The sequence below is a fragment of the Flavobacterium sp. genome, assembly GCF_017985075.1.
Lineage (GTDB): Bacteria > Bacteroidota > Bacteroidia > Flavobacteriales > Flavobacteriaceae > Flavobacterium.
On sequence record NZ_JAGNYF010000014.1, the window covers coordinates 28832 to 45113 of the forward strand.

At 28.5% G+C, this 16282-nt stretch carries 18 protein-coding genes and 1 tRNA gene; 5 read left to right on the forward strand and 14 right to left on the reverse strand.

Going from position 1 to position 16282, the window contains the following annotated elements; genetic code table 11:
* Nucleotides 1-208: 208 nt before the first annotated feature.
* The 7 genes from KA468_RS04665 to KA468_RS04695 all read right to left on the reverse strand — a co-directional run bounded on the left by KA468_RS04665 (nt 209) and on the right by KA468_RS04695 (nt 8988).
* Complete coding sequence (locus KA468_RS04665; RefSeq protein WP_291241770.1) at nt 209-1144, reverse strand: bifunctional riboflavin kinase/FAD synthetase; 936 nt, start codon at nt 1142-1144, stop codon at nt 209-211.
* A gap of 75 nt (nt 1145-1219) precedes the next feature.
* On the reverse strand, nt 1220-3268 hold the full coding sequence (locus KA468_RS04670; protein ID WP_291241771.1) for a M43 family zinc metalloprotease: 2049 nt from the start codon (nt 3266-3268) through the stop codon (nt 1220-1222).
* Nucleotides 3269-3352: 84 nt separating this feature from the next.
* Nucleotides 3353-3919 (reverse strand): aminoacyl-tRNA hydrolase, encoded by a 567-nt coding sequence (gene pth / locus KA468_RS04675; protein ID WP_291241772.1) that lies wholly within the window; start codon nt 3917-3919, stop codon nt 3353-3355.
* 157 nt (nt 3920-4076) lie between these two features.
* Nucleotides 4077-6182: a peptidylprolyl isomerase gene (locus tag KA468_RS04680; RefSeq protein ID WP_291241773.1), complete on the reverse strand. Its 2106-nt coding sequence runs from the start codon at nt 6180-6182 to the stop codon at nt 4077-4079.
* A gap of 278 nt (nt 6183-6460) precedes the next feature.
* Entirely contained in the window at nt 6461-7003 is a 543-nt protein-coding gene (gene lptC, locus KA468_RS04685) for an LPS export ABC transporter periplasmic protein LptC (protein WP_291241774.1), read from the reverse strand.
* A 4-nt stretch (nt 7004-7007) separates the two neighbouring features.
* Nucleotides 7008-8261: a hypothetical protein gene (locus tag KA468_RS04690; protein WP_291241775.1), complete on the reverse strand. Its 1254-nt coding sequence runs from the start codon at nt 8259-8261 to the stop codon at nt 7008-7010.
* Entirely contained in the window at nt 8254-8988 is a 735-nt protein-coding gene (locus KA468_RS04695) for a type III pantothenate kinase (RefSeq protein ID WP_291241776.1), read from the reverse strand. Before KA468_RS04695 ends, KA468_RS04690 begins: the two co-directional genes overlap by 8 nt.
* Nucleotides 8989-9110: 122 nt before the next feature.
* Between KA468_RS04695 and KA468_RS04700 the strand changes: the two genes are divergently transcribed.
* The 4 genes from KA468_RS04700 (at nt 9111) to KA468_RS04715 (ending at nt 10662) form a co-directional block, all read left to right on the forward strand.
* A tRNA-Phe gene (locus KA468_RS04700) sits at nt 9111-9183 on the forward strand.
* A gap of 260 nt (nt 9184-9443) precedes the next feature.
* Nucleotides 9444-9710, forward strand: coding sequence for a hypothetical protein (locus KA468_RS04705; RefSeq protein ID WP_291241777.1), 267 nt, complete (start codon nt 9444-9446; stop codon nt 9708-9710).
* Nucleotides 9711-9889: 179 nt separating this feature from the next.
* Nucleotides 9890-10042 carry a hypothetical protein gene (locus KA468_RS04710; protein ID WP_291241778.1) on the forward strand — a complete coding sequence of 51 codons (153 nt, stop codon included), beginning with the start codon at nt 9890-9892 and terminating at the stop codon, nt 10040-10042.
* 176 nt (nt 10043-10218) lie between these two features.
* On the forward strand, nt 10219-10662 hold the full coding sequence (locus KA468_RS04715) for a hypothetical protein (RefSeq protein ID WP_291241779.1): 444 nt from the start codon (nt 10219-10221) through the stop codon (nt 10660-10662).
* 88 nt (nt 10663-10750) lie between these two features.
* Here the strand turns inward: KA468_RS04715 and KA468_RS04720 are convergent, their stop codons facing one another.
* From KA468_RS04720 to KA468_RS04735, 4 genes are all read right to left on the reverse strand, one after another.
* Nucleotides 10751-11248: a hypothetical protein gene (locus KA468_RS04720; RefSeq protein WP_291241780.1), complete on the reverse strand. Its 498-nt coding sequence runs from the start codon at nt 11246-11248 to the stop codon at nt 10751-10753.
* A 294-nt stretch (nt 11249-11542) separates the two neighbouring features.
* Complete coding sequence (locus tag KA468_RS04725) at nt 11543-11824, reverse strand: hypothetical protein (RefSeq protein WP_291241781.1); 282 nt, start codon at nt 11822-11824, stop codon at nt 11543-11545.
* 72 nt (nt 11825-11896) lie between these two features.
* A complete protein-coding gene (locus tag KA468_RS04730) occupies nt 11897-12553 on the reverse strand; it encodes a hypothetical protein (protein WP_291241782.1) in 657 nt (218 codons plus the stop codon).
* Between the two features lie 37 nt (nt 12554-12590).
* Entirely contained in the window at nt 12591-13025 is a 435-nt protein-coding gene (locus KA468_RS04735) for a hypothetical protein (RefSeq protein ID WP_291241783.1), read from the reverse strand.
* A 196-nt stretch (nt 13026-13221) separates the two neighbouring features.
* Here KA468_RS04735 and KA468_RS04740 point away from each other — a divergent pair, with 196 nt between their 5' ends.
* The gene (locus KA468_RS04740) at nt 13222-13425 is read left to right on the forward strand and encodes a helix-turn-helix transcriptional regulator (protein WP_291241790.1); all 204 of its coding nucleotides are present in this window, start codon (nt 13222-13224) and stop codon (nt 13423-13425) included.
* On the opposite strand, the gene KA468_RS04745 is transcribed toward KA468_RS04740, so the two are convergent.
* From KA468_RS04745 to KA468_RS04755, 3 genes are all read right to left on the reverse strand, one after another.
* Nucleotides 13420-14046: a recombinase family protein gene (locus KA468_RS04745; protein WP_291241784.1), complete on the reverse strand. Its 627-nt coding sequence runs from the start codon at nt 14044-14046 to the stop codon at nt 13420-13422. The genes KA468_RS04740 and KA468_RS04745 overlap by 6 nt on opposite strands.
* Before the next feature lie 111 nt (nt 14047-14157).
* Nucleotides 14158-14496 (reverse strand): hypothetical protein, encoded by a 339-nt coding sequence (locus KA468_RS04750; protein ID WP_291241785.1) that lies wholly within the window; start codon nt 14494-14496, stop codon nt 14158-14160.
* Between the two features lie 52 nt (nt 14497-14548).
* Entirely contained in the window at nt 14549-16015 is a 1467-nt protein-coding gene (locus KA468_RS04755) for a site-specific integrase (protein ID WP_291241786.1), read from the reverse strand.
* Nucleotides 16016-16282: the final 267 nt, after the last annotated feature.

The window sequence follows — 16282 nt, forward strand, 5'->3', positions numbered from 1 at the left end:
TCAAACAACAAATCCATTAATGGTTTATTGTAAATAGCAATTATTTCTTCTTTCGTCCAGTTATGTTTGGTAAGACTCATAAAATCATAAATTAATGCCTCAAAAGTACTAATTTACATTTGAAGAAAAAATTTATGCGCTAAGTTTTTATTAATTTAGATAAGGAAGATGTGGCTTTAAAAAATAGACAATCTTGTAAATTAATTAGTTACGATTTCCCTTTTTTAAAATAGTCAAGTGTATTTGTTTTATCAATTTCTAATTGCGATTTAAGCGCTTCGAAAGATTCGAATTTTTGTTCGTCTCTAAGTCGCTCAATTACATTTACTTGAATTTTTTGCCCATAAATATCTTCTGAGAAATTTAATAAATGTACTTCTATTGACGGAACATTATCACCTAAAGTAGGTTTAATTCCGATATTCATCATCCCAAAAATAGTTTGATTATTTACAATTGCAGTTACTATATAAACCCCATTTTTAGGGATTAGTTTATAGTTTTCTGAAACCTCAATATTTGCTGTTGGAAACCCAATTGTTCTTCCTAATTGATTGCCTTTTACAACAATTCCAGACAACATATAGGAATATCCAAGATATGCGTTCGCTAATGAAATATTACCTTCTAAAAGCGAATTTCTAATTTTTGTTGAACTTACAGCAACTTCATCGACTTGTTTGGCTGAAATTTCTTCTACTTCAAAACCAAACTCTTTACCAAAAGCAATTAAATCATTAAAATCGGCAGCTCTGTTTTTTCCAAACTTATGGTCATATCCAATAATAATTTTCTGAATATTTAATTGGTTTACCAAAACTTTTTCTACAAATTCTCTTGGTGATAATTCAGAAAACAACTTATCAAATGGATGAATTATAAAATTTTGAATGCCTTTTTGTTCGAGCAAAATGGCTTTTTCAGACATCGTATTTAATAATTTAATTTCCTCATCATTATTTACAACAAACCTTGGATGTGGAAAAAAAGTAAGCAAAACACTTTCTAAATTTTCTTGTTTGGCTATGTTACAAATTTTATCTAAAATAGCGGTATGCCCCAAATGAACTCCATCAAATGTCCCAAGGGTGACAATTGTTTTTTTAGATGGCTTAAATTCGTTAAGAGATTGATATATTTTCAAAGTCAATTATATATTTATGCAAAAATAAAAAGGATTGGCAAAAACCAATCCTTTTTATGAAAAAATATTAAAAAATTACTCTTTTATAAAACGTAATGTTTTAGAGAATTCTCCGATAGTTAAATTAATAAAATAAATTCCTGCTTGGTAATTATTTGTATTGATTGTCAAATCGTTTTCAGTAGTTACTTTTTTAGTAGTAATTTTTTGACCTATTGCATTATATACATCAAAATTACCTGTTACATCTATACCTTGAGGAATAGCAATTGTAACTCTATCTTTTGCTGGATTAGGATATAAAGAAACCGATTCAAATATATCAAAAGATTCAGAATAAAGAGCTGTATTTGTAAATGAAGTAACGTCAATATTTGTAAACGCACCACCAGAAGCTACAATTGAAGCACCCGAATTAGTTGAAATACTATAAGTTCCTGGATCAATTCCATCTCCATAAGAATCAAAGATAGAAAATGTATAACAACCATTAGCTGGTAATGTCCAGTTTTGAACAATTGGAGGAGGTGTTTGGCCAGCTGCTAAATTTGTATAAGGACCCCCAGAATATAAAACTGTACCTGATGCATTTTTTAAATTCCAAGTTGTTTCCGCTCCCCATCTATCACCTTGTAAATTATAAACATAACTTGTAAACGCGTAATTTGTAGGTGGTACTGGAGCAGAAAAAGTAAATGCTGAAGTAGCAGTATTATTTGAAGCTCTTTGATCAGCCACACCGTTTGTAGTAGCAATCGAAACATTTAAAGTACCAGATGATTGAGTTGTTGAAAAAGTAACCATTGCATACTTGTTCGGCAATAAAGTACCTGTCCAGTTAACTGGTGTATTAGCAGCTCCATTAACATTATAATTAATCGTAGCTGAAGTTAAGTTTGCTGTACCTCTGTTATACAATAATATTTGATGTTGATTAGCTGGAGTACAAGGGTTTGAAGCTGCTGTAGAACAATACGCTTCAATTTTAACCTCAGCATCATTTGCAAATAAAGGAATAGCTACATCTTTTACTGATGTTTTTAATGTAGATCTTCTTGGAGAGTTATTCATTACAGTTGTAATTCTAGCTTTTTGACCCGTTGTGAAAATATTCATACAGGTATCATCCGTATAATCCATATAATTTTCAATCATATCATTTCCTGGATTTGATGGACAAGTGTTTGTATTAGCTGGACATCCAAAATTAGAAGCATTAGCCGCTGGAGTATCAGCAACATAATCTTTATCATTTGCAGTATTCGTAGCTGGACAAGCAGTATTGTCACCCCAAATATGTCTTAATCCTAAAAAGTGTCCTACTTCATGTGTCATCGTTCTTCCTTTATCATAAGGCGCTTGAAAAGCACCAGTAGCTAAAGATGAACTTCCGAAAAATTTATAACCTGCAACAACACCATCAGAATTAGCATTTTGAGCAGCTGTACTCATTCCCGCCAAACTAGATTCAGGAAATTGTGCATACCCTAATAAACTTCCGTCAGTAAAATTAACAGACCACATATTCATATATTGAGTAGGATCCCAAATTGTAGTAGGCTTAACAATAGAATTTATATCTGCAGTGGACCAAGAATCTTGACATAAATTTACTCTATTTATACCATTTGTAGGATTACCATTTAAATCCACCTTTGCTAAAACAAATTCTACTTGAGTATCAGCTCCGACTGCATTAGAATTGAATCCAGGAGTTCCAGATAATTTTCTGTAATCTTGGTTCATTACAGTTATTTGAGACTGAACTTGTTCATCTGTAATATTCTCATTAGTACCATATGCATCACCATTATGAATCACATGAACCACAACTGGAATATAAATAATTCCACCACTTTGAGAAGCGACATTCTGAATTGCTCTTTGCTCCTCGATTTTTTGAGCCATCCAATTTTCAAATTGTTCTCTTGATTCCATTTTTGGATTTTGTTCTCTTAAATATTGCTCATATTCAGTAGACGCACATCTAATATGTCCAGATGGAGCAATAAATTCAGGATTAATTTTTTTTCCAAAAACAGTTTTTTCTTTCTTGTCAATTTGAGCAAAAGCTATAGTGCTAAAGCAAATTAAAAACGAAAGGAGTAAAGTAATTTTTTTCATTTTATTTAAGAATTTGGTTTATAAACAGACAAATATAATAAAAAATCAATATAAAAAAACATATTAAATTATGAAAATCTTAATTTATTTTCCATTATATAAATTCATTGTAGTATTTAATCCCGATAAGACAAATGATTTTATTATTTCAGATGAGATGCTTAATCTTTCTTTTAAAGCTTCTTTTTCTTCGGCAGACCATTCGCCTAAAACGTAATCAATTTGTTTTCCTTTTTTGAAAGCATCACTAATTCCAAATCGAAAGCGTGGATATTCTGTGGTATTTAATAAAAGCTGTATGTTTTTAAGACCATTATGTCCACCGTCAGAGCCTTTTGTTTTTATTCTGATACTTCCAAAAGATAAGTTTAAATCGTCTGTAATTATTAGTAGATTTTCCTTTTCAATATTTTCTTTTTCCATCCAATATTTTACAGCTTTTCCACTTAAATTCATAAACGTATTTGGTTTCAGTAAAATGGCAGTTCGCCCTTTAATTTTAAACTCAGCTACATCGCCTAATTTTTGGGTTTGAAAAGAAATACTCTCTTGATTGGCAAAATAATCCAATACCTTAAATCCAATATTATGCCTAGTATTAACATATTCCGAACCTATATTACCTAAACCAACTATTAAAAATTTTTTCATTTTTGGAGAATTAGTTGTCGCCTTTTCACTTGTTTTAATTTCAGTGTGTACGCCAAAAATTTTATATAAAGATTATATAAATGACATATTAACTTTTTACAAAAATAAAAAAAGGGCTGAATAAATCAGCCCTTTTTTTATTTTTCAATTTATATTTTTAGAATTTACCTCTATTGTCTTCAATTTTGGCTTTATCTTTTAATCCTTGAACTATTCTATATGAAGCAGAACCTTTTGTTTGCTGATTCAATTGATCAATTTGCGTTTTGTAGTCATTCACAACTGGTGCTTTTGTAAGTGTTTTAGTTCTTACCATAAATAAACCAGAATTTCCTTCAATCACTTTAGATGTTTTACCTGAAGCTAATCCTATTGCAGCGCCTACCACTTTTGGTTCGTATCCTAAATTAGGAATAACTGGTGAAGCCATAGTTGCACCAATAGCTGGAGCTATAGAAGAACCTGTAGATTTTGAAATTGCTTCTAAAGTAGTACCTGTCATTTTCTTTTTAAGAATTGCAGCTTTTTTCTCATTTTTGATTAATGGCTCAACTTGTTGTTTTGCAACTTCTAAAGGCAATAACCCTTCATCATTTTTAGATTTTAATTTTACTATAGCAAATCCTTGATTCACAATATCAAAACGTTTTACATCATTGATATTAGTATCATCATTGAATGCCCATGTAACAATTTGTCTTTGTAAACCTAAATTGGCAACATTTTCGTCATATGCTTTTACACTAGTAACTGGTGCAATTTTTAAACCTGATGTTTTCGCTGCTTTTTCAAGACCACTAGCTGTAGCATCAGATTCTACTTTTAATGCTTTATTATAGTTAACATCTTCTGTTTGTTCTGAAGGTTGAATTTTTAAAGCTACTGTAGCTAATAATACCGCATCATTCTTTCCATCAACTTTCATTACATGGAAACCAAAATCCGTTTCTACTACTCCTGTTTTACCTACTGGATTACCAAATAAGAAATCATCAAAAGGTTTAACCATTTGTTTTGGAGCCACATTATCATATACTCCACCATTTTGTTTTGAACCTTGATCGTCAGAATTTATCATAGCTAACATAGCAATACTTGAAGGGTTTGCATTAACCTGCGCTAATAAACTTTCAGCTTTAGCCTTAGCTTCTTCTTTAGTTAATTTAACTGTTGGAGCGGCTTGCATAGCACCTTTATATGCAATTAAAATATGACTAACTTTAGCTGTAGCGCCAGATTTTCTTCCAACAACTCTTGATAATTTTGAATACCCATTATCAGTATAAGGACCGAAAACTTGTCCTGGTGCTAATGCATATAATTGTTCTGCAAATTGAGGATTAATATCCTTTTTAGCTAAATAAGTAGAATCAAATTTAATTTCTGAATATTTATTTACATATGTGGCTACATTTGTTGCGGCACGGAATGAAGGAATTGTGTCGTTTACTCCGTTTTTAAATTCAATTTTACCATTTACAAATCCATCAATTTTAGATTTCATTACTGCTTCATCAGCAGCAGATGGTTTGTTTTCAACTAATACATATTCAACAGATCTAGTATTGTCCGATTTGAATTTTTTAGGGTTTTTCTTCATGTAAGCCATAATTTCCTCATCAGTAACCTTTACTTGGTCGTCACTAACTGTAGAAAATGCTAAAGCTACATAATCAAAATCAACTTTATTATTATCTCTTTCGTATTTTAATTTTCCTTCTGCTTTAGTAGTATACACACTTGATTTAATCAACGTGTTATAAATTTGCTCTTTAGCAAAATCTTCAATTTGAACTTCATAAGCTTTCCAGCTATTCCATTGTGTTTGGTCTGGAGCACTTTGTAAAGAGTTAATATATTCTGCAAATTTTTTATCGTCAAATTTACCTGCAGCATTTAAAAACTGTGGTGATTGAGACAATTGTGGATCGTTTTTAATAACCGCCATTAATTGCTCTTTCCCTAACAATAATCCAATTTTATCGTATTGTTCAGATAATAATACTTTTCTCACTTCTTGTTCCCAAACTGAATTTAAAGCTTGAGTTCCGCTAACACCTTGTTGTTGTTTTTCAACATTAGCTACTTTATTCATGAATTCTTGGTACTCAAATTTTGTTCCATTGATTGAACCAATGTTATTTGAACCACCGCCAAATCCACCGCTTTTAATTACATCTGCTAATACAAATGAAAATAACGCTAATGCTATGATTAGAACTAATAAGATAGAACGTTGTCTAATTTTTGATAAAATTGCCATTTTTATATTGATTTTTTTTATTCAGAGGGCGAAAATACAATTATCTATTTAATAATAAAATAGTATTGTCGATTTTTTATAAGTTTTTTTTGTTGTTTTCCATTTTTTTAACGAAACTGCGTCGTACAAAAAACATGATAGCGAATCCTACAGCTATAATTGCTTGCAAACTAAAATCTTGATTTTCATAAGCTTTATCGATTATTGAAATTAAAAAAAGTAGTGAAGCTATTAAATATAAGTATTGAGTGTATTTAAAATATTTCATAGTTGTAAAATTACATGTTATTGACTTCTCCATTATTATTTTGCATGTTGAAGATTTTAAAGTCTTTGCTAAAATCAATCCCTATTCCTTGGAGATAACTTCCGTCAGCGTCTTTAAAAGTAAATGCTTCTTCTGTAAAAAACCATTCGTTTTTTTGGTCAAAATACAATTGATTGGTTTCTAAAACTTTTCCATCGTAGGTTTGAATTTTCACATTCCCAATCAAATCAATTACTTCTGTTTTTTTGTACGAAATGGCTTTATCTGCAACAACTGTAGTTTTATTACCATTTGCGTCAATAAGTGTTACTAAAACGGATTTTGGAAATTCAACAAACGGATTTTTTGCTGTAGAATAATCAATCATTTTTAAACTCTGTAAGATGGATTTTACTCTTCCAGAATCTGTATATCTCAAGTTAATTGAATCTGCTTCGCCTGTTGGAACAAATGATGTTTTATAAATTCGTTGAACTTCTTTTAAGTTACTTTCGCAACTTTGCAGAAACAAAATTGCTAAAAAGACAGCAAAATATTCAACTAACTTTTTCATTATACTAGTTATATAATGTTTTTCTGAACCATTTATCGTTAAATAACAAGCCGATATTTATAGAAAAATAATTTTCTTTAATTAAGCCGTTACCTGTAGTTCCTCTTGAACCATATTCTGCGCCTAAATTCAAACTTGAAAAAGTGCCAGAAATAGGCAGTCCAAATCCTAAAGTAACTGATTTGTCTTTTATAGCCGTATTATTAATTACTAAACCTGTATTTTCATATTTGAAACCACCTCGGTAAGTAACTCTTTGAAAATAGTTATTATAAGAATCAAATTTTGGTATAAAGAACCCTCCAATTGCTACTTTTACGCCATTTTCATAAGATACATTTGAGTAATTTTCAAAACGATTGACTTGATTTCCAGTTCCAGAAAAAGCTACATCACCACCTAAAAACCATTTTCTGTTTCCTAAACCAGCGCCTATTGCTAATTTTGAAGGTACGATTAATTTGGTATCAGCTACATTTACTTCAGTATCTGCTGAAGCTGCAACGATAGATCCGTTTGCCAAAGCTGATACTAAAGAAACATTTCTGGTATTAATAGAATTCAACTTAGCTTCTGGCGCATAAGTTAAACTTGAAAAGAAGTTTAGTTTGTTATTAAACTTGGTTTTAAAATTTAATCCTGCATTTACTGCAAGACCTGAAACGGTAGACTCATTAATTTCTCTTGAACCGTAAATAATAGTTTGATCAAACACATCGGATTGTGTGTTTAATATTCCAAACAAATATTGAAAATCCAAACCTACACTAAACTTTGGTGTAATTTGATACCCTGCGCCAACAAACACTTTATTTACGCCGCCTTTTCCTTTATATTGTTTAAAAAGTCCATTTACTGATCGAGTATCTGAACTTAATCTGTAACCAACAGCACTTTGAGGCAATAGTCCTAAAGACACACCTACTTTTTTAGACACAGGAAAACCCATAACCATATAATCAAATGTGGTTTTTTTTGCTTTTTCTGAAGCCGAAGCAGTATTTAAATTATAAAAACTAGACGTCATTCCCACTTGAAAAGTAGTTATTAATTGATTAGAATAAGACGCTGGATTTAATACGTTAATATGTGTACTATCTGAATACACAGAAATTCCACCCATATTTACAAAATCATTAGTTCCTTTAAATCTTGCACTTCCAATTCCATAAAAAGAATAAGGCGATGCTGTGTTTTCTTGAGCAAAACCGAAGTTGGCAAGTAATATCGTAATTAGTAAGACAATTTTTTTAATCATTTTGTAAACTATAAGTGTATAATTGATGTAAACTTTTTAATAAGAAATTTTCATCGGCAAATATGGTGCTTTTTAATCGATTCGCCAAAAAAATAGCGTCGCCGCCTGTTAAAATTATTGTAAATTGTTCTTTTTTAACAGAAAATTCAGAAATAAAGCCCTCAATTTCATAACACAATCCGTTTACAACACCAGAATGAATAGATTGATCTGTGCTATTTCCAATAAAATTATCTGGCAAATTATTTTCCAATAAAGGTAACTTAGCGGTATAATCATTAAGAGCTTGATAACGCAAACGAAGTCCGGGAGAAATAGCGCCACCTAAATATTCTTTTTTATTGGTGATGAAATCATAAGTTATACAAGTTCCTGCATCAATAATCAAAACATCTTGGTTTGGATACTGTAATACTGCGCCAGATGCTAATACCCTTCTGTCGACACCTAATGTATTTGGAGTAGTATATATATTTTTAAATGGGAAAACAGAATCTGCGTTTATTTCAATAACTTCAATTTGATTTTTCAACCATTCATTATCCTTTTCATCCAACATTGAAACGGAAGATAACACTGCTTTAGCATGATTTGGATGTTTTTTGAAAATTATTTGAAAATTATTTTGAAAATTATTTTTCTGAAAAACAAACTTATCCACTAAGTTAAACTGCTTAAAAACAGCAACCTTAACATTTGTATTGCCTACATCAATTGTAAGTATCATATATATTTATTAGAAATGCAAATGTACAAAAATGATTTTTTTTAATAATTGTTTTGGAAAATATAAAATAGGTTATATATTTGCACCCGCAATGAATAAGTAATATTACTTAAAAATCGCAAGGTACCTTAGCTCAGATGGTAGAGCAATGGACTGAAAATCCATGTGTCCCTGGTTCGATCCCTGGAGGTACCACATTATAAAACATCTTAACAAGTTGAATAACAACGAGTTAAGATGTTTTTGTTTTTAGTAGTGTAAAACAAAGTGTAAAACAATTTTCAATTTATTTTCAAAATCTGTAAATACAATTTTATACATTAAGGTTCATTTTTAGTGACTTCCCTCTGTAAACAATCCATATTTTTCAAAACCTCAACTTTTTTCATAATATATATTTTATGGATTGAAACGATTTATTCGATTGTTTCAACTTTCAAAAAAGAAATTATATAATGAAAAAAAGAAAACACCTTCAAACGAACTTCTTTAAGTTTATTGTTGAGAAATACAATAAAGAGATCCAAGATGAATTGAATGACGAAGAAACTAATTTATCGGATGACGAACTTATTGATGACATCGAAGACATTGAAGAACCAAAACGAAAATTTAAAGAGGATGATGACTTAAATCTTGACGAATTGATTGAGGAATACAATAAACTAACTAATAAATATATAACACTTAAAAATGATAATTTACTTTACAAAAGAAAATAAAAACCTTTATGATGTTGAAACTATTAAAAGGATTTTAAATGTTTCAAAGTCGAAAGTTCAAAGAGAACTTAAAAAACAACAGACGGAAATTATTAAATATAAAAATCTGTTTTTGTATCCTGAAAATACTTTATTTGAGTTGATGGAAATTATACTTATTGAAAAATTAGAGAAAGTAAATGATAGATTGGAACAAGATTAGAAAACACGAAGAAACCATTAAAAAGAATAATGAAAAATTAAATCTTGAAAAAGATTTCAAGAAACGAGAAAGAATAAAATTGAAAATAAAGATTGAGGAATTAAAAGTAAAAATTGAAAAACTAAATTAAAAAAAATGAGTTCTCACACTCTGGAATAAAAGTGAATTGGAGGAAATAAAAAGCAAAATCAATAATTCACAATTAGGACTTATAATATATTTTATTTGTTCTTGGTTGAATTATATATAAACTTAATTGATAAAATGGTTCTCCTCAAAAAGAATAACAATCCCAAAACAACCCAAATGATAGAAGACGACATTAGATATAGTTTTCATAAAATAACCTCCCAAAACAACCCTATTTACTCCATAACCATAAACGATACAGGTTGTAAAACTACCGAAGAGTTGAGGTTTGTTTTAACAAATAAGATTTTCAATAGAATGTTTAAAGATTACAAAAACTCATTTGAAAAATTAAACTATCTTTTTGTAATTGAATATCCAACTAAGGTTTCTATGGGAAATCAAATCCCCGATAGTTGTGAGGTTCATACTCATATTGTGTTAGAAACCACAATTACACCTCAACATTTAGAATATTATATCCAAACCACATTTAGAACTCCAAACATTTATATTGAGGACATCACCAAAAGAAATGACAAAACCAATTATGTAAATTACTTAATCAAACAAAAGGATTTATTTACAATTGACAACTACAACTATAAAATATGTATTTAAGCAAAAAAAGGTTTAACATTTAATGCTAAACCCTTTTATACTTTGTAGTAATTTATATTACCCATAACTAAAAGATTAAGGTATTCTATTACAACATCTTCCAAGTTGTTCCGTGGTTTTTTAATTTACTCACGTTAAACTTTACACTTAATCTTCCTTTGTTGATTAAATCCTCAACATACACCGCATCAAAAAAATCACATTTATTATTTCTTTGACTTAAACCATCTACTACTGAATTGATATTCCAACAATCAAACATAAATGTTTGTCCTTCCAATGATACTGATAAATATACCACACCATTTTTAATCATTAGTTGTAAATCATATCCGTTATATTTAACAGATTTGTTACCAGATATAAAACTTGTTTTAAAAGTTTTTACACCACCTTCAATAATTCCCAAGTTGTTTTTTAGATTATTGATATACCCGTTTTTTGCTTGTTTGTCTGGTCCCATCATAAAGGACTTAATAACAATTAAACTTGTATTGATTACTTTTTTAGATTTTTTCATTCCTCCCGAAACGAAAATCTTTGGAAAAGTAGCAAAACCACCATCGAAAATTGATAATCCACTCATTTTTTATATAATTATTAAATTGTTTTTTTACTTCGTTTAAGACATAGAATTCTACCCTCGCAAATAGCAAGTTTTTCGAATTTTTATTTTATAATGTTTTGAATTTTAATCTCTAACAGAAAATAAATAGAGATGTGTTTTTGATTTCTTCTACAAAGATATATCGAAATTATTTAATTTGAAAGTCAAAATAATTGTCAAAAAATTTGGAAAATTGGAACCCGTGATGACTACTCGAAATGTTAAAATGTTAAAAAAATGTTAAAAAAAAGAAGTCGCAAATAACGGGACTTTTCAGTTGATATTTTTTTTCAATACCTCATCAATTTTCTTATTCCTAATAAACGATTTTAATGATTGGTGTATAAAATCATATTCGTCAATAGTAAATGTAAGGACAGAGTTTAAAACATTAAAATAATAAACAACCCTCCAACTATTCAACAAATCATTTTGAATGTTTTTATTCTCAAAGTCGTTTAAAAGGTTTTGAGTATCACAATCAATGAAGATTTTATTTAAGTGTTGAGGTTTGATAGTTTTACCTTTTCCTGTTGGCGCATTTCTTAATTTCATTTAGTATATATAATAGAAAAGAGGATTGATTTTTTAAATCAATCCTCTTTTAGAAAGAACTTGTTTAGATTATTATTTATGTATAAATTTCGGCATTTCTTTTTTAAGGTCAGCAATTACTTTGTCAAAAACGTCTTTCTCTAATTCTTTCAAAGTCCATCCCTGATATGTTCCATAATTCTCTGGTTTTTCAGCATCTGGCATACACTTTGGTCTTGATTCATCAGGATAAATATCATTCATAGGTTCCCCTCCTACATCAACACCATTTTTAGTTTTCCACATAACGGTTATAAATCCTTTATAATCATCATATCCCCCACTAATATATGCTGTATAGTAATTAAAAATTTTTCCGTCTTTCATTTCCATATAATTTTTAATACTGCGTTCCTCCAAATATATTGTATATCCATTATAATCTTTGTTATTATCATAATTCATGTCACGTTTAACAATATATTTATCATTTAATTTTACTTTCTCTTTTTCGTAAATTTTATAACCATTTTTATATTTCTGTGTTAGAATGATTGTGTCATTTTGATCTTTATCGGCACATGTTCCCGTAAAGGGTTTTCCAAGTAATTCTCCTCCATCTAATTCCCCACATCCGCAATCTACAACTTCAACAGCTTCAGTTTTAGCTTCTTCTTTTTTCTCATTTTTACCACCACAAGAAATAGTTAAAACACTTAATGATAATAATAATAGAACATTTTTTTTCATAATTGTTTGATTTAATTGTTTGATTTAATTGTTTGATTTATTTTAATATGTATACTGTTTGGCTTTTGTTATACATTGAGTTTATGTAATAATTTATAATTTTCTTTCTGTCTTTTGACACATAAAAAGATTCAAATCCTTGATTCCCGTCATTATTTACTTCATCTTTTGTGTACACATCAAAAGACCCCTTGTGTTCAACAACCAAATCATTATGTTCCCATTTATTTTGAACTTGTTCCATTTTATTGTACTCTGTAATTATTATTTTATTATCAGAAATAGAAACATCATAAAACCTATATTCAGAGGATTTATCACAACCTAAATAATCATTAGACTTAACGAATTCTTCAATATCAACATCATTACGACATTCGTAAGAGGTATAATGTTTTAAACTTTTGTTTTTTTTAACTTGACCATTCATTGTAAGGGTTGCAAATCCTATTAAAAGTAAAAGTTTTTTCATTTTTTCGTTTATTAAATTATTATACAAACATAAAACCATACACCGCAATCACCTTGCGGTAAATTTCTGCGGTAAATATAGAAAAATATTTAATACTAATCATACATGATTAGATAAATCATATATGATTATATGAATTTTACAAACTAAAACCTTGTAAGAATTGATATACACAAAGAATAAGGAGTATTTAATATTGTTTGGAAAACATTTAAAAAAAATGCGAGAGGGAAAAGGTATGTCCCAAGAAGAACTAGCTAATTTGGCTGAGGTTTCGTTACCTCAAATCACTCGAATAGAAAGAGGTGTAATAAATCCTACGATATGTACTATTAAATCCTTATCAAAAGGATTGTCTGTTGATATGTCTTTTATGTTTGAGTTTGATAAAGAATTATAATTCGGAAATTATTTTTTTAATCTTTTGAATAGTCCCACTACTTTTATCCGTTAGTTTCATTGTCTTCCTAACTGAATAACCTTGCTTTAATAATTTAACAACGTCTTTATGTTCCGTTAGTAAAGTTTCATTATCTTTTTTAAACCCTTCTTTTCTTCCTACTTTACCACCATTTTTTCTAAAACTCTCATAACCTGATTTTATTCTTTGTCTAATTTGAGTTTTCTCCATTTCACTAACAGAGGTAAGGATTTGAATTAAGAATTGAGACATTGGGTTTATCTCACATTTATCATTTAAGGTTTCTATATTGTGGTTTTTAATATAAAGAGAAATACAATTTTCATTTAATAACTGAATAGTTTTTAAAACTTCTATTGTATTCCTTCCGATCCTTGAAAGTTCCCAACAAAGGACTTTGTCAATTTTATTAGTTTTGACAAAGTTTATCATTTTCATAAGTTCTGGACGTTCCTCATTTGTTTTGCCTCCGGATATTTTTTCCTCGAAAATAGAAACAACCTCATAATTCATCGTTTTTGAAAAATCTAACAATTCCTCTGTTTGTCTTTTGTAATCCTGACTATTTGTTGAAACCCTAGAGTATATAACCACTTTCATATTGTATCGTTTTAATATTATACATTACAAAGATACGAAAAGTGTATCATTAAACCATAACTTAATTGATTAAAATGATACACTTTATAGTTTGGTACAAAAAATAACTATTTAGTTTAATTCCGTGAAATCACCATCATATTCTAAATATAGTTCTTGAATTGTATCTAAATAGAGTTTAAAAAACTCGATTGTTATTATATTGACAATTTGTTCTGCTCTATATAAATCACCATTAGCAATTTCATTATTTCCTGATTGATTAAAGGTTTGAAATACTCTTTCAATTTTAATTGTTTTTGAATTGTCCTTTATTTTAAGTTCTTCCGAAACAATAATTAAATATTCCCCGTCAGCAAATGGGGTATTTCTAACTTTTACATTTCTAAAACCAATTCTTCTTTCATCGTTTTTCCAACGTGATAACAATTCGATTAAATCTTCTTTCATAATTATTAAATATTTTAATTTTTAGTATTTAAACAAAGAAAAACAATTTTAGTTAAAATATGTTTTTAAAAGTTTTATTCAATTTATCGTTTTCTTTAAAAACCCTCTCGTCCAAAAACTCACTAATATAATGTTGAGTTGTTGATATATTTGCGTGTCCTAAACTTTTTGAAATCGTATAAATATCTTTGTCGGTACTTTCAATCATTAAACTTGTATAGGAGTGTCTTGCCAAATGACTTGTAAGAACAACATCTATCTCACATTTCTCTTGTAATTTCTTCAAATACTTATTATACACAGTCGTCTTTGAAGACATTTGGTTAAATTGATATTTTGATAAAGTGTATTTTTCGGAAGTAAAATCTACATCCTTAAAAATCTCATCATCTAATATTGGAAAAATAAACTTTTTAAGGTTTGATTTAGAGTGTTCTACAATTCGAAGTATTAAACGAATAACCAATAATTCTTTATGTTTATTTAATACTTCAAACCAATTTTCTAATTCTTTCATAAACTCTTCATCCCCTTCAATAAACTTTTGAATATTTCCACTTCTAATATTTTCATACTTGTCTTCAATCTCTTTAAAAGTCATTGAATAATTTTTATCCAAGACATTAAAATTGAATTTAAAATTTATAACATCTAAACCTCTATTTGGGAGATAATCAGCAATTTTCAATACAATAATATCATTAAATGGTATCCTATGTTGAGATTTTGTTTTTAACTGATAAAAGTTGATTTCACCATCTTTTATATTTCCCCATCGTAAAGTCAATAAATCACTAACCCTTATACCTTGAGCGAAAATTTGAAATAAAAAATAATTTTTAATGTTGTAAAGAGGGTCTTTTTCTTTGAATGTTGTTTTAAATATTTTTTCAATGTCTATCCTTTTTAATGTTTTCTTTTCAACAGGAGAATACTTATTTTTAATCAAAACGAAAGGATCGCTTTTTTGTTGATATATTCCAAGTTTAACCCCTTGGTTATATACACTTTTAAAGGTCTTAATATACTTTATACAACTATTATTTAAAACTTCTTTACCTTTTAAATAAGTTTCAAAGTCTCTAATCAGTAAAGGGGTTATTTCTTCAAACATCAAATCAGGTTTCCCTTTTGAACTTAAATAGTTGTTTATATGATAATAACCCGTCTTTTGAGATTTATAAGAACCTAATCTTTTTCTAATAAGTAGATATTCTAATTGTTCTTTAAAAAATTGAATAAATGAAACCTTTTCGTCCGAAATAATCTCGGTCTCTGGAACATTATTTATCTGTTTCAGTTCATTTATGGTGGTTTCTAATAAAGTGTTTAACCTTTCTTGTTCTGGATGATTTTTTCTAACTTCCTTTTTTTCAGGGTTCCAATATTTCTCCTTTATTTTTTCTCCTAGTGTTTCGTATTTTGATTTTCGATTAGTGGTTATTCTAATTTGAATTGTACCAAAGTCATCAGTAGAATATTTCTTTTTAAAACAAGGAATATATGTTGTTTTATTCATAATTTAGAAAATTAAAAAAATTAAAAAACAAAGATAGTGTAAAACAAGTGTAAAACACATATTGAAAAATATGTTTTATACAAAAACATAAAACATTGTATATCAAAATATTATAAAGTATGTTTTTGTAAAAAGAGTTTCTGGAGGTACCACAAAAACCCCTAATAATCCTTTGATTATTAGGGGTTTTTTGTTTGTTGTTTTTCGAAAAAGATAATTTGCTTATATACTTTTAACACATGATAAAAAATTAATTTTAAATCAATA